The sequence below is a fragment of the Bifidobacterium commune genome, assembly GCF_900094885.1.
GTDB lineage: Bacteria > Actinomycetota > Actinomycetes > Actinomycetales > Bifidobacteriaceae > Bifidobacterium > Bifidobacterium commune.
This window is the reverse complement of the sequence record NZ_FMBL01000002.1, coordinates 186,265-206,907: the sequence shown is the minus strand read 5'-3', so window position 1 is coordinate 206,907 and position 20,643 is coordinate 186,265. Positions and strand designations below refer to the sequence as shown.

14 protein-coding genes, 1 tRNA gene and 1 pseudogene are annotated in these 20,643 nt (G+C 58.1%); 12 read left to right on the top strand and 4 right to left on the bottom strand.

Annotated elements, in window-relative coordinates; genetic code table 11:
- Positions 1-91: 91 nt before the first annotated feature.
- Positions 92-1,063, top strand: coding sequence for a tetratricopeptide repeat protein (locus tag GA0061077_RS04730; RefSeq protein ID WP_091847797.1), 972 nt, complete (start codon positions 92-94; stop codon positions 1,061-1,063).
- A gap of 204 nt (positions 1,064-1,267) precedes the next feature.
- Here the strand turns inward: GA0061077_RS04730 and GA0061077_RS04725 are convergent, their stop codons facing one another.
- On the bottom strand, positions 1,268-1,894 hold the full coding sequence (locus GA0061077_RS04725) for a CYTH domain-containing protein (protein WP_091847796.1): 627 nt from the start codon (positions 1,892-1,894) through the stop codon (positions 1,268-1,270).
- A gap of 230 nt (positions 1,895-2,124) precedes the next feature.
- On the opposite strand from GA0061077_RS04725, the gene GA0061077_RS04720 reads away from it, so the two are divergent.
- The 6 genes from GA0061077_RS04720 (at position 2,125) to GA0061077_RS04695 (ending at position 10,519) form a co-directional block, all read left to right on the top strand.
- Positions 2,125-2,198: transfer RNA gene (locus GA0061077_RS04720), tRNA-Arg, on the top strand.
- A gap of 218 nt (positions 2,199-2,416) precedes the next feature.
- Positions 2,417-4,291, top strand: a complete 1,875-nt coding sequence (argS, locus tag GA0061077_RS04715; RefSeq protein ID WP_091847795.1) for an arginine--tRNA ligase — start codon at positions 2,417-2,419, stop codon at positions 4,289-4,291.
- A 207-nt stretch (positions 4,292-4,498) separates the two neighbouring features.
- Positions 4,499-6,013, top strand: coding sequence for a diaminopimelate decarboxylase family protein (locus GA0061077_RS04710; protein ID WP_091847794.1), 1,515 nt, complete (start codon positions 4,499-4,501; stop codon positions 6,011-6,013).
- Between the two features lie 371 nt (positions 6,014-6,384).
- A complete protein-coding gene (locus GA0061077_RS04705; protein ID WP_234696532.1) occupies positions 6,385-7,725 on the top strand; it encodes a homoserine dehydrogenase in 1,341 nt (446 codons plus the stop codon).
- Positions 7,726-7,744: 19 nt separating this feature from the next.
- Complete coding sequence (locus tag GA0061077_RS04700) at positions 7,745-8,986, top strand: homoserine kinase (protein ID WP_091847933.1); 1,242 nt, start codon at positions 7,745-7,747, stop codon at positions 8,984-8,986.
- Between the two features lie 48 nt (positions 8,987-9,034).
- The gene (locus tag GA0061077_RS04695) at positions 9,035-10,519 is read left to right on the top strand and encodes a Maf family protein (protein WP_091847792.1); all 1,485 of its coding nucleotides are present in this window, start codon (positions 9,035-9,037) and stop codon (positions 10,517-10,519) included.
- Positions 10,520-10,645: 126 nt separating this feature from the next.
- Here GA0061077_RS04695 and GA0061077_RS04690 read toward each other — a convergent pair whose 3' ends face one another.
- Positions 10,646-11,590, bottom strand: coding sequence for an AEC family transporter (locus GA0061077_RS04690; protein WP_183193267.1), 945 nt, complete (start codon positions 11,588-11,590; stop codon positions 10,646-10,648).
- A 272-nt stretch (positions 11,591-11,862) separates the two neighbouring features.
- Between GA0061077_RS04690 and dapE the strand changes: the two genes are divergently transcribed.
- The 4 genes from dapE to rpmA all read left to right on the top strand — a co-directional run bounded on the left by dapE (position 11,863) and on the right by rpmA (position 17,249).
- Complete coding sequence (dapE, locus tag GA0061077_RS04685) at positions 11,863-13,050, top strand: succinyl-diaminopimelate desuccinylase (protein ID WP_091847791.1); 1,188 nt, start codon at positions 11,863-11,865, stop codon at positions 13,048-13,050.
- A 461-nt stretch (positions 13,051-13,511) separates the two neighbouring features.
- Complete coding sequence (locus GA0061077_RS04680) at positions 13,512-16,445, top strand: Rne/Rng family ribonuclease (RefSeq protein WP_234696531.1); 2,934 nt, start codon at positions 13,512-13,514, stop codon at positions 16,443-16,445.
- Positions 16,446-16,651: 206 nt separating this feature from the next.
- Positions 16,652-16,960 (top strand): 50S ribosomal protein L21, encoded by a 309-nt coding sequence (gene rplU, locus GA0061077_RS04675; protein WP_091847789.1) that lies wholly within the window; start codon positions 16,652-16,654, stop codon positions 16,958-16,960.
- Between the two features lie 37 nt (positions 16,961-16,997).
- Entirely contained in the window at positions 16,998-17,249 is a 252-nt protein-coding gene (gene rpmA / locus GA0061077_RS04670) for a 50S ribosomal protein L27 (RefSeq protein WP_091847788.1), read from the top strand.
- Between the two features lie 875 nt (positions 17,250-18,124).
- Here the strand turns inward: rpmA and GA0061077_RS04665 are convergent.
- Together GA0061077_RS04665 and GA0061077_RS07245 are read right to left on the bottom strand one after the other, a co-directional pair.
- Positions 18,125-18,454 (bottom strand): hypothetical protein, encoded by a 330-nt coding sequence (locus GA0061077_RS04665; protein WP_091847787.1) that lies wholly within the window; start codon positions 18,452-18,454, stop codon positions 18,125-18,127.
- An 11-nt stretch (positions 18,455-18,465) separates the two neighbouring features.
- Positions 18,466-18,603: pseudogene (locus GA0061077_RS07245) on the bottom strand (BspA family leucine-rich repeat surface protein); the annotation flags it as partial.
- 242 nt (positions 18,604-18,845) lie between these two features.
- On the opposite strand from GA0061077_RS07245, the gene obgE reads away from it, so the two are divergent.
- Entirely contained in the window at positions 18,846-20,540 is a 1,695-nt protein-coding gene (gene obgE / locus GA0061077_RS04655) for a GTPase ObgE (RefSeq protein ID WP_091847785.1), read from the top strand.
- Positions 20,541-20,643: the final 103 nt, after the last annotated feature.

The following is a 20,643-nucleotide window of genomic DNA, read 5'->3' as shown; positions in this document are numbered from 1 at the left end:
CCCGGTTTGCGGGTGTCATAGGCATCTGGGGCAAATACGTTTTATGAAGTAGTTTCTTGCGTTGTACGACGCAAGGGGAAAGAAGGAACTTTTGGTAGCAGCAAACCAGTCACAGAAGAATCCGGGAATCTCATTGGCGGGCGCGGTTGATTTGAGCGCCATCAAGCATCAGGTGCACGCCGAACCAGGGCAGGCCGGAGGTGCGCCTTCTGCTGGTGGATACGTCATTGACGTTACTCAGTCCACGTTCCAGGCGGTTTTGCAGACTTCCGCTACCTATCCGGTGGTGTTGCTGCTTTGGGTTCCCACCGACGACCGGCTGATCGGCATGGCGAAGAAGCTGGGTGACGCCATCAACGGTATGGATGGGAAGCTGCAACTTGCCCGTATCGATATCAACGCGGAACCGGAGATTGCACAGGCATTCCAGATCAAGGGTGCGCCGGCTTTGTTCGCGCTTATCGGTGGCCGTCCGATGCCGATTCTTGAGGGCCTGCCCAGCGACGAGGAATTGCAGCAGATAACCGATACGTTGCTGCCGCAGATTGTGCAGCTGGCTCAGCAAGCCGGTGTGACCGGCATGGCGCCGTATTCAGGCGATGCTAATGCCGAAGGAGACACCGCGGATGACGCCGGACTGGACGATCAGGTACCGCCGGCGCATCAGCAGGCCCATCAGCTCGCGGCCGACGGAGATTACGCCGGTGCTGCGGAAGCCTATGCGCAGGTGCTTGAGGCGGACCCGAATGATGTTTTGGCTGCTCGGGAGCGTTCGAAGGCGTTGTTGCTGGCCCGTTCCGCCAGTGCCGATGTGCGCCAGGTGCGCGCTGCTGCGGCCGCCCGTCCCGATGACGTCGATGCACAGCTCGCGGTTGCCGACATCGACATGATCGGCGGACAGATTGAGGATGCCTTCTCGCGTCTGCTTGATTATCTTGCCGCGGGGCACAAGGCTGAGCTGGACCCGGTTCGCAAGCGTCTGCTCGAATATTTTGCCATCCCTGCGCCCGATGATCCAAGGCTTAAGGCGGCTCGCCGTCGTCTTTCGACGCTGATGTACTAATTTGCCGTGGCGCGGGAACCCAGGTTTCCACGTATTCGGTTGATAAGGACGAACGGCACGATTTTCGGCTGCGTGATTCTGAGCAGTCAGGGATCGTGCCGTTTCGTGTACGTTGACGGTTCCGTCTTTAGCTAGGCATTCGCCGTCAATCCTCGTTGTGGCGGTTTTCGGCCGATGCGTACGCCGCCGCAACGAAACTGCCGTTTATTCGTGACGGTTGCGGCCGTAAATTTGTTCGAAGTGCGGTCCCTGCTCGTTCAGCTCCCGTTCGAAATCCTTGCACCAGGTGCTGAACGGTTCGCCTGCGAGCCCGTCATTGGAAAAACGCTCCTGGTCGGTGATCTCGGTGATACAGAAATCGGGGATGATGAGGTTGGTCACAGGTCGGCTGCGCTTGGCCTCGGCCACTACGAGCGGGGCGTTGTTACCTCCGAAAACGTCGATGTCCCATCCGTCCTCGCCGATCCATGCCGAGAAGCGGTTCTTGATGATGGTCTCGCCGCCGCGTTTGATGAGTTCCGCTGCAATATCGGCATCGATCTGACGCTCGGCTTCATAGCGTGTTCCGCCTACAGAAGGGCCTTTGATGGCCACCGATGCATCCGTGAAGTCGTCGCGGTATTCGTCAAGTACATTCATGGCGTCGGTTTCGGCATTCATAGCGACTTGGGTCTTCCTACTGTTCAGACGCACGCGCAGTGCATAGTTGTCGCAATGAACGTAATAACTTTGCACAATAAGTGTCGGTATGCTGCCTTCGGCCAGTTCCTTGGGCATGTCGCGACAGAAGAAGCGCCGATCGAATTCGAAGTCGTTCATATCTGGGTCCATATTTTGAGTGTAGACGAAATGGCGGCATTGCGCACCATCGAGGTTCATATCCGTGAAGTAAATCGCCGAGAGTCCGGCAAAGCATCGGGTTGTGCTTTCCCGCTCTTGCACCCGATGGCGGAGAAGCGATTGCAATGGTGCCGGTTGCGGTCAGTGTGACTGCAAACCGCTGGTCTCGTTGAGTTCGTGCCGGTTGGTCAGCTACGGTGCTATGCTGTGAGATGTTGTATGGGTCCGTAGCTCAGCTGGATAGAGCGTTTGCCTCCGGAGCAAAAGGTCGTGGGTTCGAATCCCATCGGGCCCACGGAATTGGCTATTGGGCCGGTGGTTCTCAATTTTAGTTGTTTCACTCTTTTTGTAATTGACGAATTGTGAGACATAAGTCTTCGTAACGTTGAGAATCTGATGAAATTATATTTCGCAGAGTGTTGTGGGTGAAGCGATGTTTTCGGGGCGGCTGCCGGTTTTGCGCTTTGCTACGGACCTTTTAGTTCGTTCACAAGACAGGCTAGACTGTGAACCATGAATCCTGAAGTGTTAAGTGAACTTATTTCTGACATTGCCCACGGGCTGGTCGAAGCCGGAGCCGCCGGTGATTTGACGACCGATCTTATTCCTCCGGCCGACAAGCTGGCCGTCATGCGACCCAAGGATCGTGCGCATGGCGACTGGTCGTCGAACGTGGCGATGCAACTGGCGAAGAAAGCCGGCATGAACCCGCGCGCACTGGCCGAAGCATTCGCGGCGCAACTGCGCGACGCCGATGGCATTGCTTCCGTTGAGGTGGCAGGGCCAGGGTTCATCAACATCACGCTTGATTCTGCCTCTGCCGCGGCGGTTGTTTCGCAGGTTCTCGACAAGGTCATTGATGTTGAACCGGTCGATGAGGGGACGAATGCCGGCGCCGGTGCCGCAAAACCCGTGCATTCCACAACGTTCGGTCTGAACAACCATCTGAACGGCAAAACGCTCAATCTTGAGTTCGTCTCGGCTAACCCGACCGGCCCAATTCATATCGGTGGTGTGCGCTGGGCGGCAACCGGCGACTCGATGGCACGCGTGCTTGAGGCCAACGGTGCCAAGGTTGTGCGCGAATACTATTTCAACGATCATGGCGAGCAGATCAACCGTTTCGCCAAGTCGCTCGTGGCTGCGGCGCACGGTGAGCAAACCCCCGTCGATGGCTACAAGGGCGCGTATATCAATGAGATCGCCGACCGTGTCATTGCCGAAGCCAAGGCTGATGGGGTGGATGTGCTCGCTTTGCCTCGCGTCGATGCGGGCAAAGACGAGAACGGAGAATCGCTGGGCGAAGGGAACTCGCAGCAGCGCGAGGAGTTTCGCAAGCGCGCGGTTCCGATGATGTTTGCCGAGATTCAGCAGTCCATGAAGGAATTCCGCGTCAATTTCGACGTGTGGTTCCACGAGAACAGCCTGTATAAGGATGGCGCCGTCGAGGAGGCCATCGACAAGCTGCGCGAAAAAGGCGACATTTATAAGAAGGAGGGCGCAACTTGGTTCGCCTCCACAAAGCATGGGGACGACAAGGATCGCGTGATTCTCAAGTCCAATGGCGAATACGCTTACTTTGCCGCCGATATCGCATACTACTATAACAAGCGTCACCGTGACGGCAATCCTTCGGCCCCTGCCGATGTCGCCATTTACATGCTTGGCGCCGACCATCACGGCTATATTGGTCGCATGATGGCGATGTGCGATGCGTTCGGTGACAAGCCAGGCGAGAACATGCAGATTCTCATCGGCCAGCTGGTCAACGTGATGAAGGACGGCAAGACTGTGCGCATGTCCAAGCGCGCCGGCAACGTCGTGACCATCGACGATCTGGTGGATGCGGTCGGCGTGGATGCCGCACGGTATTCGCTCGCCCGCACCGACTACAACACCAGCGTCGACATCGATCTCGATGTGCTCGCTTCGCATACCAACGAGAATCCAGTATATTACGTACAGTATGCACATGCTCGCAGCTGCAACGTGGACCGCAACGCCGAGGATGCGAAGATTGATGCCAGCGTCGCCGACCTGTCACTGCTCGATACCCCGGCAGACGGTGAGGTGCTTGGTGCGTTGGCCCAGTGGCCGTCCGTTGTTTCCGACGCCGGCGACCTGCGTGCTCCGCATAAGATCGCGCATTACCTTGAGGCGCTCGCCGGTACGTATCATAAGTGGTACAACCTCGAACGAGTGGTGCCGATGGAGCTGACCGATCTCGAAGCGCGCGAAGGGGATGGGCAAAAGCTTGAAGCGATGCGTATCGCCAAGACCCCAGAGCCTGCGCGTGCCGCAGCTCGCCTGCAGCTCAACGATGCCGTCCAGCGAGTGATTGCCGCAGGTCTTGATATGCTTGGTGTCTCGGCACCTGACCGGATGTGAGTTCGGTAGCACCTGAAATGCTTGTAATCCCGTCGGAATCTCGGTTTCGGTGGGATTGTTGTTCTGTGGCTTGCGGGGCCGGTTGATGAGGTTGGTGCCGATGCAATGGTAAGCGCGATGCCACTATGAGGCGGTACCTTAGTGTTTTCATGGTGGTTTGTTATCGTTGGAAGCACTTGAATATCAGCGAATGCAAGGGCGGAAGACATGGGTATCACTCCGATTTGGCCGGAGTCAACAACCTTCGACGGCAACGGTGAACTCACATTCAATGAGCGCAGCGCGGCTTCGTTGCTTGACGAGTTCGGATCGCCGCTTTATGTGATCGACACCGACGAAGTGCGCAAGCGTGCGGAGAAGTTTGTTCGCGCCGCATCGACGGCCTTCAATACCAACACTGCACATGTCAGTTTCGCCGGCAAAGCGTTCCTCTCCAAAGAGGTCGTGCGCATAGTCACACAGGCCGGTATGTTTGTGGACACCTGCTCGATGGGCGAAATGAAGATAGCCCTCGCCGCTGGGGCACCAGGGCTTAGGTTGGTGCTGCATGGCAACAACAAATCCGATGAGGAGATCGAGTTGGCGATACGCGAGGACTTCGCAAAAATCGTCGTGGACTCGCCCGACGAACCGGCACGCATCGCCGCCATCGCCCATCGGCTCGGTAAGCGCGCCCGCGTCATGCTGCGCGTCACTTCCGGTATTCACGCAGGCGGCCACGAGTACATCTCCACCGCCCATGAGGACCAGAAATTCGGTGTTCCGCTGCTGTCGGCCGACCTTGGTCCGGAAGTGCTCGACGTGCTCAACAAACTTGACGGTCGCGCTGCTGACACCAGCGATACCAACGTTTCGCAGCCCGACCGCGAACTCGCTGAAGCCATGAATGCTGTCGCGAACGGGCCGGCGCTCGCGGTGCTCAAGGATATTTATTCACGGCAGGAAGACCTTGAGCTGGTCGGCATCCATTCGCATATTGGCTCACAGATTCACGATGCCGATGCCTTCGTGGTCGCGGCTCGACGTATGATGCTTTTGCGCAAAACGTTCTACGAGACCGATGCCTATATGCTGCCGGAAGTAGACCTTGGCGGCGGCTATTCTGTGGCATACACCGATGCCGAGGATTCGATGGACGTCGACGTCGAACTCGGCCGACTCGCTCAGGCCGTTTGTGCAGTCAACACCGCACTCGGCATGCCCGCGCCTGTAATCTCGTTTGAACCTGGTCGTTGGATCGTCGCCCCGGCCGGTGTGACGCTCTACCGCGTCGGCACCATCAAGCGCGTTACGTTGCCAAAAGACACCAAAGACGATGCGGGTCGGCCGATTTCCGAGCGCACATATGTTTCTGTCGACGGCGGTATGAGCGACAACATCCGTCCGACGCTGTATGGTGCGGATTACACGGCATTGCTTGCGAGCCGTGATTGCGGCGGCGAGAGGAGCGAGAATGGTGGGCTTAAGGATGCCATGCTTGCACGTGTTGTCGGAATGCACTGCGAATCCGGCGATATTATCGTGCGTGAATGCAGCTTGCCGCGCGATCTTAAGAGGGGCGATATCATTGCTGTCCCCGTCACCGGTGCTTATGGTCGTACGATGGCCAGCAACTACAACCAGGCACTTATCCCCGCAGTTGTCGCTGTTTCCGACGTCGATGCTCACATCATGCTCCGCCGCCAAACCTTGGACGACCTCCTCTCCTACGACGCAGGTTAACCCCACCAGCCTGTGGCTCGACCATTCATCCCACTCGCCCCACCTGCTCTCACGCGACCGTTCTCTGGCATCGCCATCGTAGGATGTTTGGAACCGTTCATGTGCACATTCCAAACGACCGTTTTCTTGCATCCTCATCGCTGGGTGAGTGAAACAGTTCATTTGTGTAGCCTGGGTGACCAGTTTCTTGCATTGGCGGCGGCCGATTGCGTGGGATCGGTTGTTGGGTGTTTGCGGCGAGCGGACTTTTGGGCGGTGTCGGATTCGTTTTCTAGGATTGATGAACCAGCCAAATGGTGCGGTATCAGCGGATAAGACGGGAGAGTGGCATGGGCCAGATCGAAGGTTTGTCACAACGGCAGGCAGGGCAGATCGGCAACGAAACGAGCGGCCTCAGCGGCGGTGGTGACAGTAACCGGAACCCGATTCGGCTGGGCCTGCTTGGTGCGGGTACCGTCGGTTCCGAAGTCGCGAGGCTTCTGACCGAACAGCGCGATGAGCTCGAGCAACGCATAGGTCGGCCGGTCGAAATCTCCAAAATTGCCTGCCGTCATCCTGAAAACGTGAGTGCTTCTTGGATTGACACATCCCTGCTCACCACCGATACCGAGTACGTCGCCACGCACAGCGATATCGTGGTCGAACTCATCGGAGGCCTTGAGCCCGCCCGCACGTTGGTTCTGAATGCCCTGAACAGCGGCGCTTCCGTGGTCACCGCCAACAAGGCGCTTCTGGCGAAATACGGTCCGGAAATATATCGCACCGCCGAGGAAAACGGCGTTGATATCTACTTCGAAGCTGCTGTCGGCGGCGCAATTCCCCTTATTCGTCCGTTACGCGAATCGTTGGCCGGCGACAAGGTGACCAGCGTCCTTGGCATCTTGAACGGCACCACCAACTACATTCTTGACGAGATGACCACCAAGGGTCTCGATTTCGAAGTTGCTTTGAAGGACGCGCAGGACAAGGGATACGCCGAGGCCGACCCGACCGGTGACGTCGAGGGCGAGGATGCGGCGAACAAGGCCGCCATCGTCGCCTCGCTCGCGTTCCACACCCCGGTGAGCATCGATGATGTTGCAATGGAAGGCATCACCCTCATCACTGCCGACGACATCGCGCTGGCGACCGCCGAAGGCAAGGTCATCAAACTGTTGGCAGTGGTGGCCAATGCCGAAAACGGGGTTTCCGCTCGGGTCTATCCTGCACTGATTCCCAACGATCACCCGCTGGCCAGCGTCCATGGCAGCTTCAACGCAGCATTCGTCCACGCGCAGGCGGCCGACGACCTGATGCTTTATGGCCGCGGTGCAGGAGGAGCCCCCACAGCTTCGGCCGTGATGGGCGATATCGTCACCGTCGCGCGCCACATCGTTCAAGGCAGCACCGGCCAGCAGATTTCAGTGTACGGCCACTTGCCCAAGGCCCCGCTGAGCAGTTCCCATGCCGCGTTCGCCGTACGTTTCTGCGTCTGCGACCGCCCGGGTATCCTTGCCGCGATTTCCAAGACGTTCGCTGACCACGGAGTTTCTATCAACGGCATTAACCAGGATCTGAAACCAACGCCGCACAATCCAGGGTATTCGGGTGAGCTGCAGACCCTGCGCGTCGTGACGCATCAGTGCAGCGAAATCACCTTGCGTGAAACCGTCGACCAAGTGTGCAAGTTCGATTTCGTCATAGGCAAGCCTTCGATTCTCCGTGAGATGTAAGGAGACGATTATGGCGGGAATGTTGCCGAAAGTTCGGCAAGTCAAAGTGAGGGTGCCGGCCACGAGCGCCAACCTCGGATCGGGTTTCGATACCGTCGGCCTGGCGCTGGATTATCGCGACGAGCTTGTGTTTACCCTCAATGAGGGCGATGCCGTCGATCGGCAAGGCGTCGGGAATCGGCGTGACGGTTCGCAGGATGGTGGTTTCCAAGATGATCAGAGCAGTCAGGCGTCCGCAGGCGTTTCTCCCGACACCGACGCCACGGTCATCATCCACGGTGAGGGGGAGGAAACCCTGCCGCGTGATGAGAAACATCTGGTCGTCTCCACATTCCGTCGGGCGTGCGAAGCATTCGGATTGCAACGTTTCGGCTTCATGCTTGAGGCTTACAACAACATTCCACAGGCACGGGGGATGGGTTCGTCCGCCGAGGCCATCGTGGCCGCCATCGCAGCAGCCTATGTATTCGCGTATGGCTCTGCCGATTTCAACCGTGACACCGTTTTTCAAATGGCTGCGGCCATTGAAGGGCATCCCGACAACGTGGCTCCTGCCGTCTATGGGGGCCTGACGGTTTCATGGAATTCCGAGACTTCGACAGATGCCGGTACTGCGGCTGTTTCTGGACCGCAATCGCTTCGTGCCGGGTTCGATACCGTCAACTATCCGGTCTCGTGCGCGATCACCGCCGCTGTTTTCATTCCGGATTTCGAGCTTTCCACGGAAAAGGCCCGCGAAGCACTGCCGGGAAAGCTGCCATATGGCGATGCGATATTCAACATTTCACGTGTGGCGTTGCTCCCGGCCGCAATGAACCCGACATGCGGTGAAAGCCGTCTGGGGGTGCACAGTCAACTGTCCGACGATGATCTTGAAGAACAGAGTACCGGCGCAACCAACGACCAACACAACGCTTCCGGTCCGGTTTGCCTGTTTGGGAGAGACCAGCGAGACGACCGACACAACGTTTCCCGGTCCTCGCGTGCGAACAGACTTCTGTTTTCGGCCACGCAAGACAAAGTGCACCAGCCTTATCGCAAAAGCCTGATGTCTCCCGCTTGGGATCTTATCGAAACGTTGAGGTCTCAAGGGTTCGCAGCAGCGGTGTCCGGAGCTGGGCCGTGCGTGATTGTGCTTCATTACGGCGACGCGGCATCGCAGATTGACAAGATCGCGTCATCCCAGCTTTCGAGCGGACACTGGCGTGTTCTGCATCTGCCGATCAGTATGCAAGGCGTACAGATCGAAGTAACCGATTAGATGACAGCATAAAAGGACTGTTTGCAGGTCCCATACGTTTGGAGTGATATGTCGATTTCGCTGATTCTCGCCTCCAAGTCGCCTTCGCGACGTAATGTGCTCAACGCCGCTGGCATCAGCCCGACCATCCATGTCTCCCACGTCGATGAACCGGCTGTCCTTGCCTTCGAAGCTAAGGCTCGCGGGGTATCCATCGATGATTTGACATGCGAGCAACGCGTGATGATCCTCGCCAGGGCCAAAGCCGCAAGCGTGTATGAGGCCTACTGTCAGGTTGCCGAAACCGCCAGAAACGCCGATGGTGAGCAGGTTATCGCTTATCCCTTGCGTGCCGAGGAAGTTGGGCTAGCTGATACCGTTTCCGCAGGCAGCCAGAACGTTGAAGCTGCCAACGGCGACGCAACGACCCTGACCCGTGACTTTTCAGGTGTCAGTGTCCCGACGGAAACCGAATCGATGACACTCGCTGAAGCCCGACAGCCCGGTTTTACCGATGCCGCGGTCGGCCCGTTGATCGTAGGCTGTGATTCCATGTTCCTTTTCGAGGGCGAATCGCTGGGCAAGCCACACACGCCCGAAGTCGCGCGGGAACGGTTGAGTGCGATGCACGGCAAATCGGGTGAGCTGTGGACCGGCCATTGCCTGATCGATTTCGCCACCGGTCGGCAGGAACTTGCCTCAAGCCATGCCATAGTGCGTTTCGGGGACTATTCCGATCGTGACATCGAGGGATACGTCGCTTCGGGCGAGCCTCTGGAAGTGGCAGGATGCTTTACGCTGGAAGGTCTCGGCGGGGCGTTCATCGACGGGATTGACGGTGATCCGAGCGGTGTGCTCGGCCTGAGTCTGCCGCTGCTGCGTCGCATGGTCAAGAGCATGGGTGTCGATTGGGCGGACTTGTGGAATGCCGGACTTGGCAAAGTTGCGTCGGCCAATCTGGCAAGGCAATCCGATGGTGCCACAAACAGCACAGCTGCCGATGCGGTCACTGCCGGGCAGCAAGCCACCTCGGTGATTCCTCCGAAAGACAACGTTCACCAGCCCGGCGATGGTTGGGTGCAGTGCGCCTGCGGTCGCCGACATTGGGGGATGAACGGGGCCGCCGGTGTTCTGCTCGCCCGACGCAGCGAAGAGACCGGCGAAGTCACTCACATCGTTATGCAGCATCGTGCCCTGTGGAGTGCGGAAGGCGGCACGTGGGGAATTCCCGGTGGGGCGCTCGCCGACGGTGAAAGCCCTATCGAAGGCGCGTTGCGCGAAAGTTATGAGGAGGCCAACATCACCCCCGAGGACATCGAGGTGGTCGGCACGTATCGTGAGGAACACGGACCTTGGGCCTATACGACTGTTTTCGCTTTCGAACGCCCGGGCCGCAGTGTCGACCCGCATGCCAACGACGATGAAAGCATGGCGATCGAATGGGTTCCGGTCGATGAAGTGCCCAAGCGCAAACTGCTCACCGCAATGCATGCCGATTGGCCCAATTTCATCGCCCGTCTCAACCACCTTGCACAGGAGAAACGCAGCCAGTAGCTGCAACTTCGGTTCAGTGTTTTCTGTCCGCTCAGTTCGGTTTATCGACTTCGGGCCAACATGCTTGCCTCATTCAGCACATTCGTCGGAAGATCCAGTGACAACCGTGTCGCCCCGGCAACACTATCAGTCCAGCAGCGCGGCGATGAGGGCGATGACGGATGGACTGGTAATTGTGGAAATCAGCACCCCGTCACGTGCGAATGTGGTTCCGACGTTGTATCGCGCCGCGAAGTTGTATACATTCTGCCCAGCAGGCAGCGCCGCCAGCACAACGCAGGCATAAAGCACCTTGCCGCGGAATTCCATGATGAAGAACGCGATGAGGAACGCGATCAACGGCATCACCACGTTTTTCAGCACCGTAACGGCAATGACGGCCGGGCGCGAGCTTTTGTTTTCCATCGGCCGTGTGCCGTGCAGCGACATGCCGAATGCCATCAGAATCATTGGCACCGCCGCCTGCCCGATCATGTAGATCGGATCGTAGATGAACTTCGGAATCGGGTAGAAGCCAGTCCGTGCACTGATGACGGAAACCAGAATCCCACCCAATGAACCGATTAGTAACGGCTGTCGAAGAAGTTGCCCCAGCGCTCGTTTGAACGAAATCTTGCCCGTGGCCGCATAGTCCAGCACGGTAAGCGCGATCGGTGCGAAAATCGCCTGCTGCATGACGAGGATGGGGGCCACCAGCGTGGGATTGCCCAAAATGTATGTGGCGATTGGCAGGCCGATGTTGTTGGAGTTCAGATACAGCGAATTGAGTGTGCCAACCGTCGCATCCGCGGGCCCCATATGGAAGAACAATCTGTTGAGCAGCAAAAACAGCGCGCCGGTGGCCACAGCCGAAAAGAAGGCAACAACAATTGACTGGTTGAAGATGTTCGCAATCGGCTCTTTGGAAAGAATCGCGAACATCAGGAACGGATTTGTGACGAAGAATGCATAACGGTTAAGCACCATTTGCGCGCTTGGTCCGCCGATATTTAGCCGTGCCGTAGCATAGCCGGTGCCGATGATGATGGCGATGACCACAAATCCCTGCATCGCACTGAGCAAGCCCACGATCCACTCCTCGCACAAGTCGACGAATCTCGTAACACATACCATGATGCTCGTTTTTTCGCCGTTTGTGAAGTCCTATCTCACAGCGCTACATTTACAACCGGTATTATTGGGCATCATGGTTCCTCCGTTGAATCAACGAATGTATATACGGCGGGATGGGAACGTAACGGCAAGGAAGTGAAGAGGCAAAAAACGTGGGCGGGGCGCCCAATCAAGACATCGCTAATAAAATGGAAGCCGGAATATGGGCACGGGTTCGATAGGATGAGACCATGAGTTTGACGATAAAGCAGTCGGTCACACGCGAGGCCGCGCTCAACGGGCTGTTCGAAGCGTTGATGAACGTATATTCGGTTTCCGATGATGAAACGGCGCTCGCCGACGAGATCGAGGCGTTGCTGCGCGATCAGCCGCACCTGACGGTTCACCGCATGGGCGATACGGTGGTTGCGTCCACCTCCCTCGGCCGTGTGCAACGGGTGGTGCTGGCCGGGCACATCGACACCGTTCCGGTTATCGACAATTTCCCGCCGGTCTGGCTCGAACCGGGCGATGAACGCATTCGTGAAGACGTGGAGAAAGCCAATCCTGGCGAGCGCGTCATGCTCGGACGTGGAGCCACTGATATGAAGGCCAGCGACGCGGTGATGCTCTATCTTGCGGCTACGATGAAGGAGCCGAAGTACGACCTCACCTACGTGTTCTATGACCACGAAGAGGTGGCGGCGGAAAAGAATGGTCTCGGCAAAGTGGCCCAGGTGCATCCAGATTGGATTCAGGGTGATTTCGCCATCATCGGAGAGCCAACCGATTGCGGCATAGAGGGCGGCTGCAACGGCACCATACGCTTCGATGTCGTCACCCACGGCGTCGCTGCCCATTCCGCTCGTGCCTGGATGGGGCAGAACGCAATTCACAAAGCCGCGCGAATCCTCAACCGTCTTGCCACCTATGAGCCCGAAGATATCGAAGTGGACGGCCTGACCTACCGCGAAGGCGTCAATGCCACGCTCATTTCAGGAGGCAAGGGCACCAACGTCATCCCCGATGAATGTCGAGTCCATGTCAATTACCGCTTCGCTCCGGACAAGGATCTGCCCGCTGCCAAGGCAGTGATGATGGGAGCCGATACGGGCGCGGAACTGGGCGCCGGCGAGCATGAGGCCACCGGCGGCATGTTTGAAGGGTTCTCCATCGAGATGAAGGACGAGTCCCCGTCGGCGCGTCCCGGCATGGATGCTCCTCTTGCGGTTTCTTTGGCTGAACTGGTCCAACGTAAGACCGGGCTGGCACCGCAGGCCAAGCTCGGATGGACCGATGTGGCCCGTTTCTCGGCCATCGGCGTCCCCGCCGTCAACCTCGGAGCCGGTTCGCCGCTTTTGGCGCATAAGGCCGACGAGCAGATTCCCGAAAGCCAGATCATCTTGCTTGCCGACATTTTGGAAGAGTGGCTACACTAGCGACGCATATGCCCGATCGCATTCCATAACGGCTGACCGGGTAAAAGTCGGCAGAAATTCACCTGTTTTCCTCCGTTTCGTGCGGTAGGGGATGGCATTCGTCTCTTTGGTTGCCAATATGGACGTATAATGGTAAAGGTAATACTGCAAGTTACCGAATTCCGACGGCGTCGATCCCCTCGCGTGTCAATCAGCGAGTGACGGTGTCCGCTGTCTGAACGTGATGACTTTTAGATTGCCGTCTACAAGCGCAATCGTAGCGTGTTCACGGTGAGAGCGTGGCGCCAGAGCTGTAGGTGGCCGGATAAATCGACATGATTGCAGCATGTCGTCAAGGAGCTTTTGTGCCCAGAACAACCCGAGGCGGGGTCGAACACACCGACGACGCCAAACAAAACGAAACCAGTTCGTCTTCTCCGACTTCTTCCGCGGACGGTACTTCCGCACCCCGTCGTCGCGCAGTGCGTCGCCGTGTGGTTCGCGGCGCAGGAGCGGCCGGTGTCACTGTTGCGCTGAAAGTCGAGGAACAGGAAACCGCGAAGGCTTCCGCCAATGGGGAGAAACCGATAGGGGTACAGCCTGAGGATGCTCCAAAGGCGAGGAAGACTTCAAGAAGCCGTGAAACCGCATCTGAAACAGCCGATGCGTCTAAGAAATCGACCGCGAAGACCACACGAAGGACGCGCACGCGCAGCCGCGTTCAGGAAAACGAAGATGCGAGCGAGGAGCCCGCAACACGAAAGCGCAGTTCGAAGCGGCGTACCGCCGATGAGGCCGAGGAACAGCCGATCGCATCCGGTCGCACACGCCGTTCCGGTGGGCGCGCGCGGTCGCGCAGCAAGTCGTCCGAGGTGGATTTCGCTGTTGAAGTTCGTGAACAGTCCGCCAGCGAAACCGTCAAGGATCACGATGGCTATGCACAGACCCATGAGTCGCATGAGTCGTCAAACCATGACGCGCAACACTCATCCCGTCCGATGACATCCTTGCTGTTTCGCGAGCCGGTGCTTCCCGGTGAGGGCGACGATTATGAGCCCGCAACTTCACGCAAGACCAAGGACGAGGACGAGGACGAGGATGGCGGGCGCAAAATGACGCGTCGCTCCTCTCGTGCAAGCCAGTCGCGCCGTGTCGCCGACGATGCTCCGGAGCAGAATGAGGAACGCGAGTCCCGCGCAGGAAGGTCTTCATCAAAGCGCAGGACGTCGAATGATCGTGACTACCGCAACGAGGGCGAGAACATCTCCCGCGTGGTCGACCGTCTGCCCCGTGTGGACGATGACGACGATATTGACGATATTTACGACGAAGAGGCCGTCACTCGCAGCGAACGCCGCACCCGCCGACGCCGTAGGCTCAACGCCGAGGAGCGTCATGCAGCCGACGAGATCGAGCTGATTGAGGAAGATCTCGAGGACGACGACATCATTTATCGTCCAATCGACGACGTTGAGGCCGAGCAGTCCGGTTCGCGCACGCGTCGAAGCCGGGGCAGCGAGCGTTCGGGCCGTGGCAACCGCGGAAATTCCCGGTCCGGGCGCGCTGCTTTTGATGCCGATGAGCAGGATGACGACGATGATCGTCGCAGTCGCACACGCCGTAGGCGCGAGAGTGAAGAGGACAGCGAAGACCAGCCGCTGACTCGTCGCCGTCGCCGTCGCCGCGGTTCCAAGGGCGAGGAAAGCGAGAGTGATAACCTGCGCGTCTCTTCCTCGCGTCGTTCGCGCAAGCAGCAGTACATCGATGAAATCACCGATATCGAGGGTTCCACCCGCCTTGAGGCCAAGAAGCAGCGCCGACGTGACAACCGTCGCGAACGCAGCCGCCAGAACCAGCTGATCGAGCAGGACTTTCTTGCCCGCCGCGAAAACGTCGACCGCCTTATGGTGGTCCGTGAGCGCGGCCCGCACACCCAGATTTCCGTCATCGAAGATAACGTCCTTGTTGAACATTACGTCTCCGACATCCAGGAAGTCGCCACAGTCGGCAACATCTACATCGGTCGTGTACAGAACGTGCTGCCCAGCATGGAAGCCGCGTTCGTGGACATCGGCCAGCCCCGCAACGGCGTGCTATACGCAGGCGAGGTCAACTGGGACACCACGCGTCTCGAAGGTCAGCCCAGGCGCATGGAACACGCGTTCAAGGCCGGCGATCCCGTTCTGGTACAGGTCACCAAGGATCCGATCGGACACAAGGGTGCTCGCCTCACTTCGCAGATCACGCTTGCGGGCCGTTTCCTCGTTCTTGTGCCTTCGGGCGGCATGACCGGCGTCAGCCGCAAACTGCCCGAGCATGAACGTGGCCGGCTCAAGTCCATCATCTCAAGAATCGCCCCGAAGGGAATGGGTGTGATTATCCGCACCGCGGCCGAAGGTGCCAGTGAAGAGGCCTTGGAGAAGGATCTCGAGAACCTGAAGCGCCAGTGGGACAAGATTGAGGAGAAACTCAATCTTTACCGCAACGGCAAGCGTGCCAAGCTCCTGCAGGGCGAACCGGACGTCGCCATCCGCGTGGTGCGCGATATCTTTAACGATGACTTCTCCAAGCTCATCGTCGAAGGCAACAAGGTTTACGACCGGATTGAGGAATATCTCGACACCATGGCCCCGGATCTCAAGGACCGGCTTGAACGCTGGGATCCCGAGGAACATGAGGGCAAGGATGTGTTCGATCGCTGGCAGATCGATTCGCAGCTGCGCAAGGGCATGGAGCGTCAGGTCTATCTGCCCAGCGGAGGCTCGATCGTTATCGACCGCACCGAAGCCATGACCACCATTGACGTCAATACAGGACGGTTCATCGGTAAGGGCAAGTCACTTGAGGAGACCGTTACGCGGTGCAACCTTGAGGCGAGCGAAGAGATCGCGCGCCAGCTTCGTCTGCGTGACATCGGCGGCATGATCATGATCGATTACGTCGACATGGTGATGCCCGCGAACCGTGACTTGGTGCTGCGTCGTCTGGTTGAGTGCCTCGCGCGCGATCGCACCAAGCACCAGGTGGCCGAGGTCACGTCGCTGGGTCTGGTGCAAATGACCCGCAAGCGCATCGGCCAGGGCTTGGTGGAGGCGTTCTCCGAGGAGTGCCCGACTTGCAAGGGCCGCGGCTTCATCCTCCACAATGAACCCACCATCTCCGTCGATACGGCTGACCCGTACGCCATGAAAGGGGGCGACCCGTTTGTGCAAACCAACAAGCATGGACGCGGCAGTGCTTCCGAGGTACAGGCGCCAAAAGGCTCAAGTCCGGCGGTGAAGGCGAAACTCGCGCAAATCGCGGCCGCTGCAGCGGCCGCGACCGACGAGAGCGATGCAGATTCGGACGTTGAGTCAGATACCGCATCCCATCTGAACAGCTCCGATCGAGATACTTCGGCGCCCGACAAGGACTGAGAACGGAGCGCATTTCCAGTTTCGCTGGTGATGTTTTGGGCCAAGCCGGGAATATAACACTCCGTACCTGTCCCACGTACTGACATGCCGCTACGATAGTTGACGCTAGTACGTGGGTAGGTGTAGGCTAAAAGACCGGTGTCTGGCCGTGGAAGTAAGTAGGACGCGTCGGGCAGTTTAGCTTTCGAGATAGCAAGGAACGAGATATGTACGCGATTGTGAAGGCCGGTGGCCATCAGGAAAAGGTCGAGGTCGGTGACGTCATCCTGGTCAACCGTCTCAATGCGAAGAAGGGCGAAACCGTGGAATTCCCGGTCGCGCTCGTCGTTGACGGCGCCAAAGTAATGCTCGCCGCCAAGGACCTTGCCAAGGTATCCGTCAAGGCTGAGGTCGTTGACGATGAGGCCAAGGGTCCCAAGATTAATATTCAGAAGTTCAAGAACAAGACTGGTGTCGCCCGTCGCAAGGGTCATCGTCAGCCGCTTTCCGTCGTCAAGATCACGGCCATCGCCTGATTTTGCTGCGGTAATCAAGGACTGAAAGGAACAGACAATGGCACATAAGAAGGGCGCATCCGCTTCCCGCAACGGTCGCGATTCAAACGCGCAATACCTCGGTGTGAAGAAGTTCGGTGGCGAGGCTGTCGTCGCCGGCAACATTCTCGTTCGTCAGCGTGGCACCAAGTTTCACGCCGGCCAGAACGTCGGCACTGGCAAGGATCACACCTTGTTCGCGCTTACCGATGGCAACGTGAAGTTCGACGTTCGCCGCGACCGCAAGGTTGTCGACGTCGTCTCCGAGTGAGCAATCGAGCCTGATATCTTCTAAGCAAGAGGCCACACCCACCAGGGTGCGGTCTCTTCTTGTATGTGGATGTTTCCTGAGGTCGTCAGAGTGAAGATGATGCTGCGAGTGGTGCGTTAAAAGCTGCAGGGGCTTCATCTCGCAGGCGGGGAACCTGTCTGTGCAATGTCCTCCGGCTCTGCCCAGGGCTCAGATTGGGGGAGGAACGTATTTCCCAAACCGGACTTAACAAGATCCGTATCGACTCAGATAATGGAAGTGGGGATTGTTCTACAATGTGTAATTTAAAGGAACTGTATGGGGTACAATCTGCAAGAACCCCTTGTTGCTGGTGACAAGCACCGTTTACCGCGATTGATTGCTAGCTGTGGCGTCGTTGCCCCACGCTGTTGATCTGGGAGTGTAGTGCCGAGCGTCCGCACATGGGTGCTTTGGGTGTTTGTTATGTGCGACCGTCCGGCTGTGTGATCCCGTCCGGTTCGGGGTTTGGGGCATATGAATCGGGCGGGAAGTTTAGTTGATTCAGCTGGCCACACTAATACGCCAACTCCTTCATTTAGTTATAAAGTTCTACGCTACTAGTTCGGCAATTGTTGGACGAATAAATTAATTTCGACGAAAGCTGTCTGCCGACTGCCGAACAGTCGGCAGACAGCTCTTTTGTGCTCCCGGTAATGTCTCATCGGACGTCTAACTGTTTTTCATCGTGGGTTCATCTCAGACTATTCAGATTGGCGCCCGCCGCTCAAATCACCGTCCAGAGATATGCGCCGAGCAACCTGTTTGCCCGGTGGCATGCCTTGTATTGCCGTTCGCGCAAGTGGGTGGCGACGGTGAGCGATGATGGTGGCTTTGTGGTTTTCGTTTCTTGCGGCTCAGCTGACGGTGTCGCCGTTGTTGTAGTCGACGGCACTGAGAGAAACGGAACAATATAGAGGCCTTGGGATTGAGTCAGGAGCTGAGTGAGGTTCGCGCCCGCAAATCGGGTATTCGTATGTGTGATCCGGCGGCGGCACCTCCACCCACCAGTCATAGTGTGCGCTTCTGTCGAAGGGGTTGCCGACATTCCACTGTTTGGTGAAGCCCAGGCTGTCGGTGTCGGTTCGGGCCAGGTAGATGTTGCGGCCGAGTTGCAGCTCCTTAGCATGGGTTCCGACCAGCATTCTGAACATATCGTCGTTGGCGGATGCAGCTCGGGTGTTCATTTCCAACGAGTTCAATGAAGTGCTCGGCAATCCTCAAACATTTCTCGCATGTCGCCGATGTTAAAACTATTCCAGATGTTGAGATCGGCGTTGTTCAGGCGGAAGCAATATTTGAACATTCGGCGCATGCTGGTGAGTTTGCTGGTTTCGAACCCGGTAAGCCCCGCCCAGTGAAATCGGTAAGAGCTCGATCAAAGTAGAACATGTTTTTTCCTGCTAATCCGGCGAGATGGACGATTCCATTCACCCGGACCTCTCGTAGCGCAGGCCTGTGCGATCGGCTGGTCGGTGTGGGTTCTGCCGCGTAGTCGGGTTTCGCCAAGCGACGATAATGCGGGTTTGAATTACAGAGTGTATGGGAAGATTGAGGACCATAGTAAAGTAAGGAATTATGACAGACTTTGTAGATAGAGTGACCGTCCACGTTCAGGGTGGGGACGGCGGCAACGGCTCCGCTGGCGTCAAGCGCGAGAAATATAAGCCGTTGGCCGGGCCCAATGGCGGCAATGGTGGAGATGGTGGATCGGTCATCTTTGTGGCCGATACCAGGGCCAACAATCTGCTGGATTATCGCTTCGTTCCGCATCGCAAGGCCGAAAGTGGCACGATGGGCCTTGGTGACACGAAGGATGGTTCCAAGGGTGGCGATGTGATCCTGCCCGTTCCGCCGGGAACCATGATTTTTGAGGCGAAGGGACCGCAGGGCCAGAGCAAGCATCCCGGTCGTGAGCTGGCCGACTTGCGCCATGCGGGCGATAGATATGTCGCGGCGGCCGGAGGCATGGGTGGTCTTGGCAACGCGGCTTTGGCCAACAAGACCCGCCGTGCACCGGGATTCGCTCTGCTTGGTGAGCCGGGCGAAGAGCACGATGTCATTCTTGAACTCAAGTCCATTGCGGATGTGGCGTTGGTGGGCTTCCCGTCCGCGGGCAAGTCCAGCCTGATTGCGGCCATGAGTTCAGCCAAACCCAAAATCGCCGATTACCCGTTTACCACGTTGGTGCCGAACCTCGGCGTGGTCAGCCTTGAGGAATATCGCTACACCGTCGCCGATGTGCCCGGTCTGATCCCCGGTGCTTCCGACGGCAAGGGTCTCGGGCTCGAGTTTCTGCGCCATATCGAACGCACTGAGATCATCGCCCATGTCATCGATTGCGCGACGTTGGAGCCGGGCCGCGATCCGATTTCCGACTATCACGCACTGGAAGACGAACTGGCGAAATATGCCGCACAGCTCAAGCTGCCGATTGGCGTCATTCCGATTCCCGAGCGTCCGCGCATCATCATTCTTAACAAGGCCGACGTGCCCGAGGCCAAGGAGTTGGCGGAATTCGTGCGTCCGGAGTTCCAAAAGATGGGTTTGAAAACCTTTATCATCTCCACCGCTTCGCACGAGGGACTTAAGGAACTAGGGTTCGCCCTGGGCAGGATGGTTACGGAGCTGCGCGCCAAGCTGGCCGAAGAGGAAGCTGAGCGAGAAGAGGCCCGCGTGGTCATCAAGCCGCTCGAGCAGCCGGCACGCAAGCGCCGCCGTTCGGACGATGAGCGTGGTTCGGCCGGCGATTTCCAGGTCGAGCGCGGAACCGGCGAGGGCGATGACGTGTGGTTCACCGTCACCGGCGTCAAGCCTGAACGTTGGGTGCGCCAGACCAACTTCGACAACGACGAGGCCGTGGGCTATCTTGCCGACCGTCTGGCCGCTCTTGGCGTCGAGGACGAGCTGCGCCGCAAGGGTGCCAAGCCGGGCGACGAGGTTCGCATTGGAGTTGGGCAGAACGAGGTCGCTTTCGATTGGGACCCGACCATTGCGGCAGGGGCCGAGATGCTTGACGGTGCTCAGTTGGGTACTCGAGGCGAGGATTTGCGTCTGACCGAGGGCAACGAAAAGCGTTCCCGTCGTCGAACCAATGCCGAACGTCGTCGTCAGTACCACGAGATGATGGACGCCAAGACCGCCGTGCGTGAGGCGATGCGCCAGGAACGTTCAGTTGGTCACTGGGCCGATCCGACCATCGACGACGATCGTCACGACGAGCAGGCGATTCTGGGCGGACACGAGCCGGACGAGCGCGACGGCGATCGCTAGTCCCGGCTTAAGTGTGACGTGAGCGGTCCAACACGGTTCGGTCACGCCCGGCCCATGGGCCCGGCTCGCCCGCTTAAAATCGATTTTCATCCCAAAAATATGA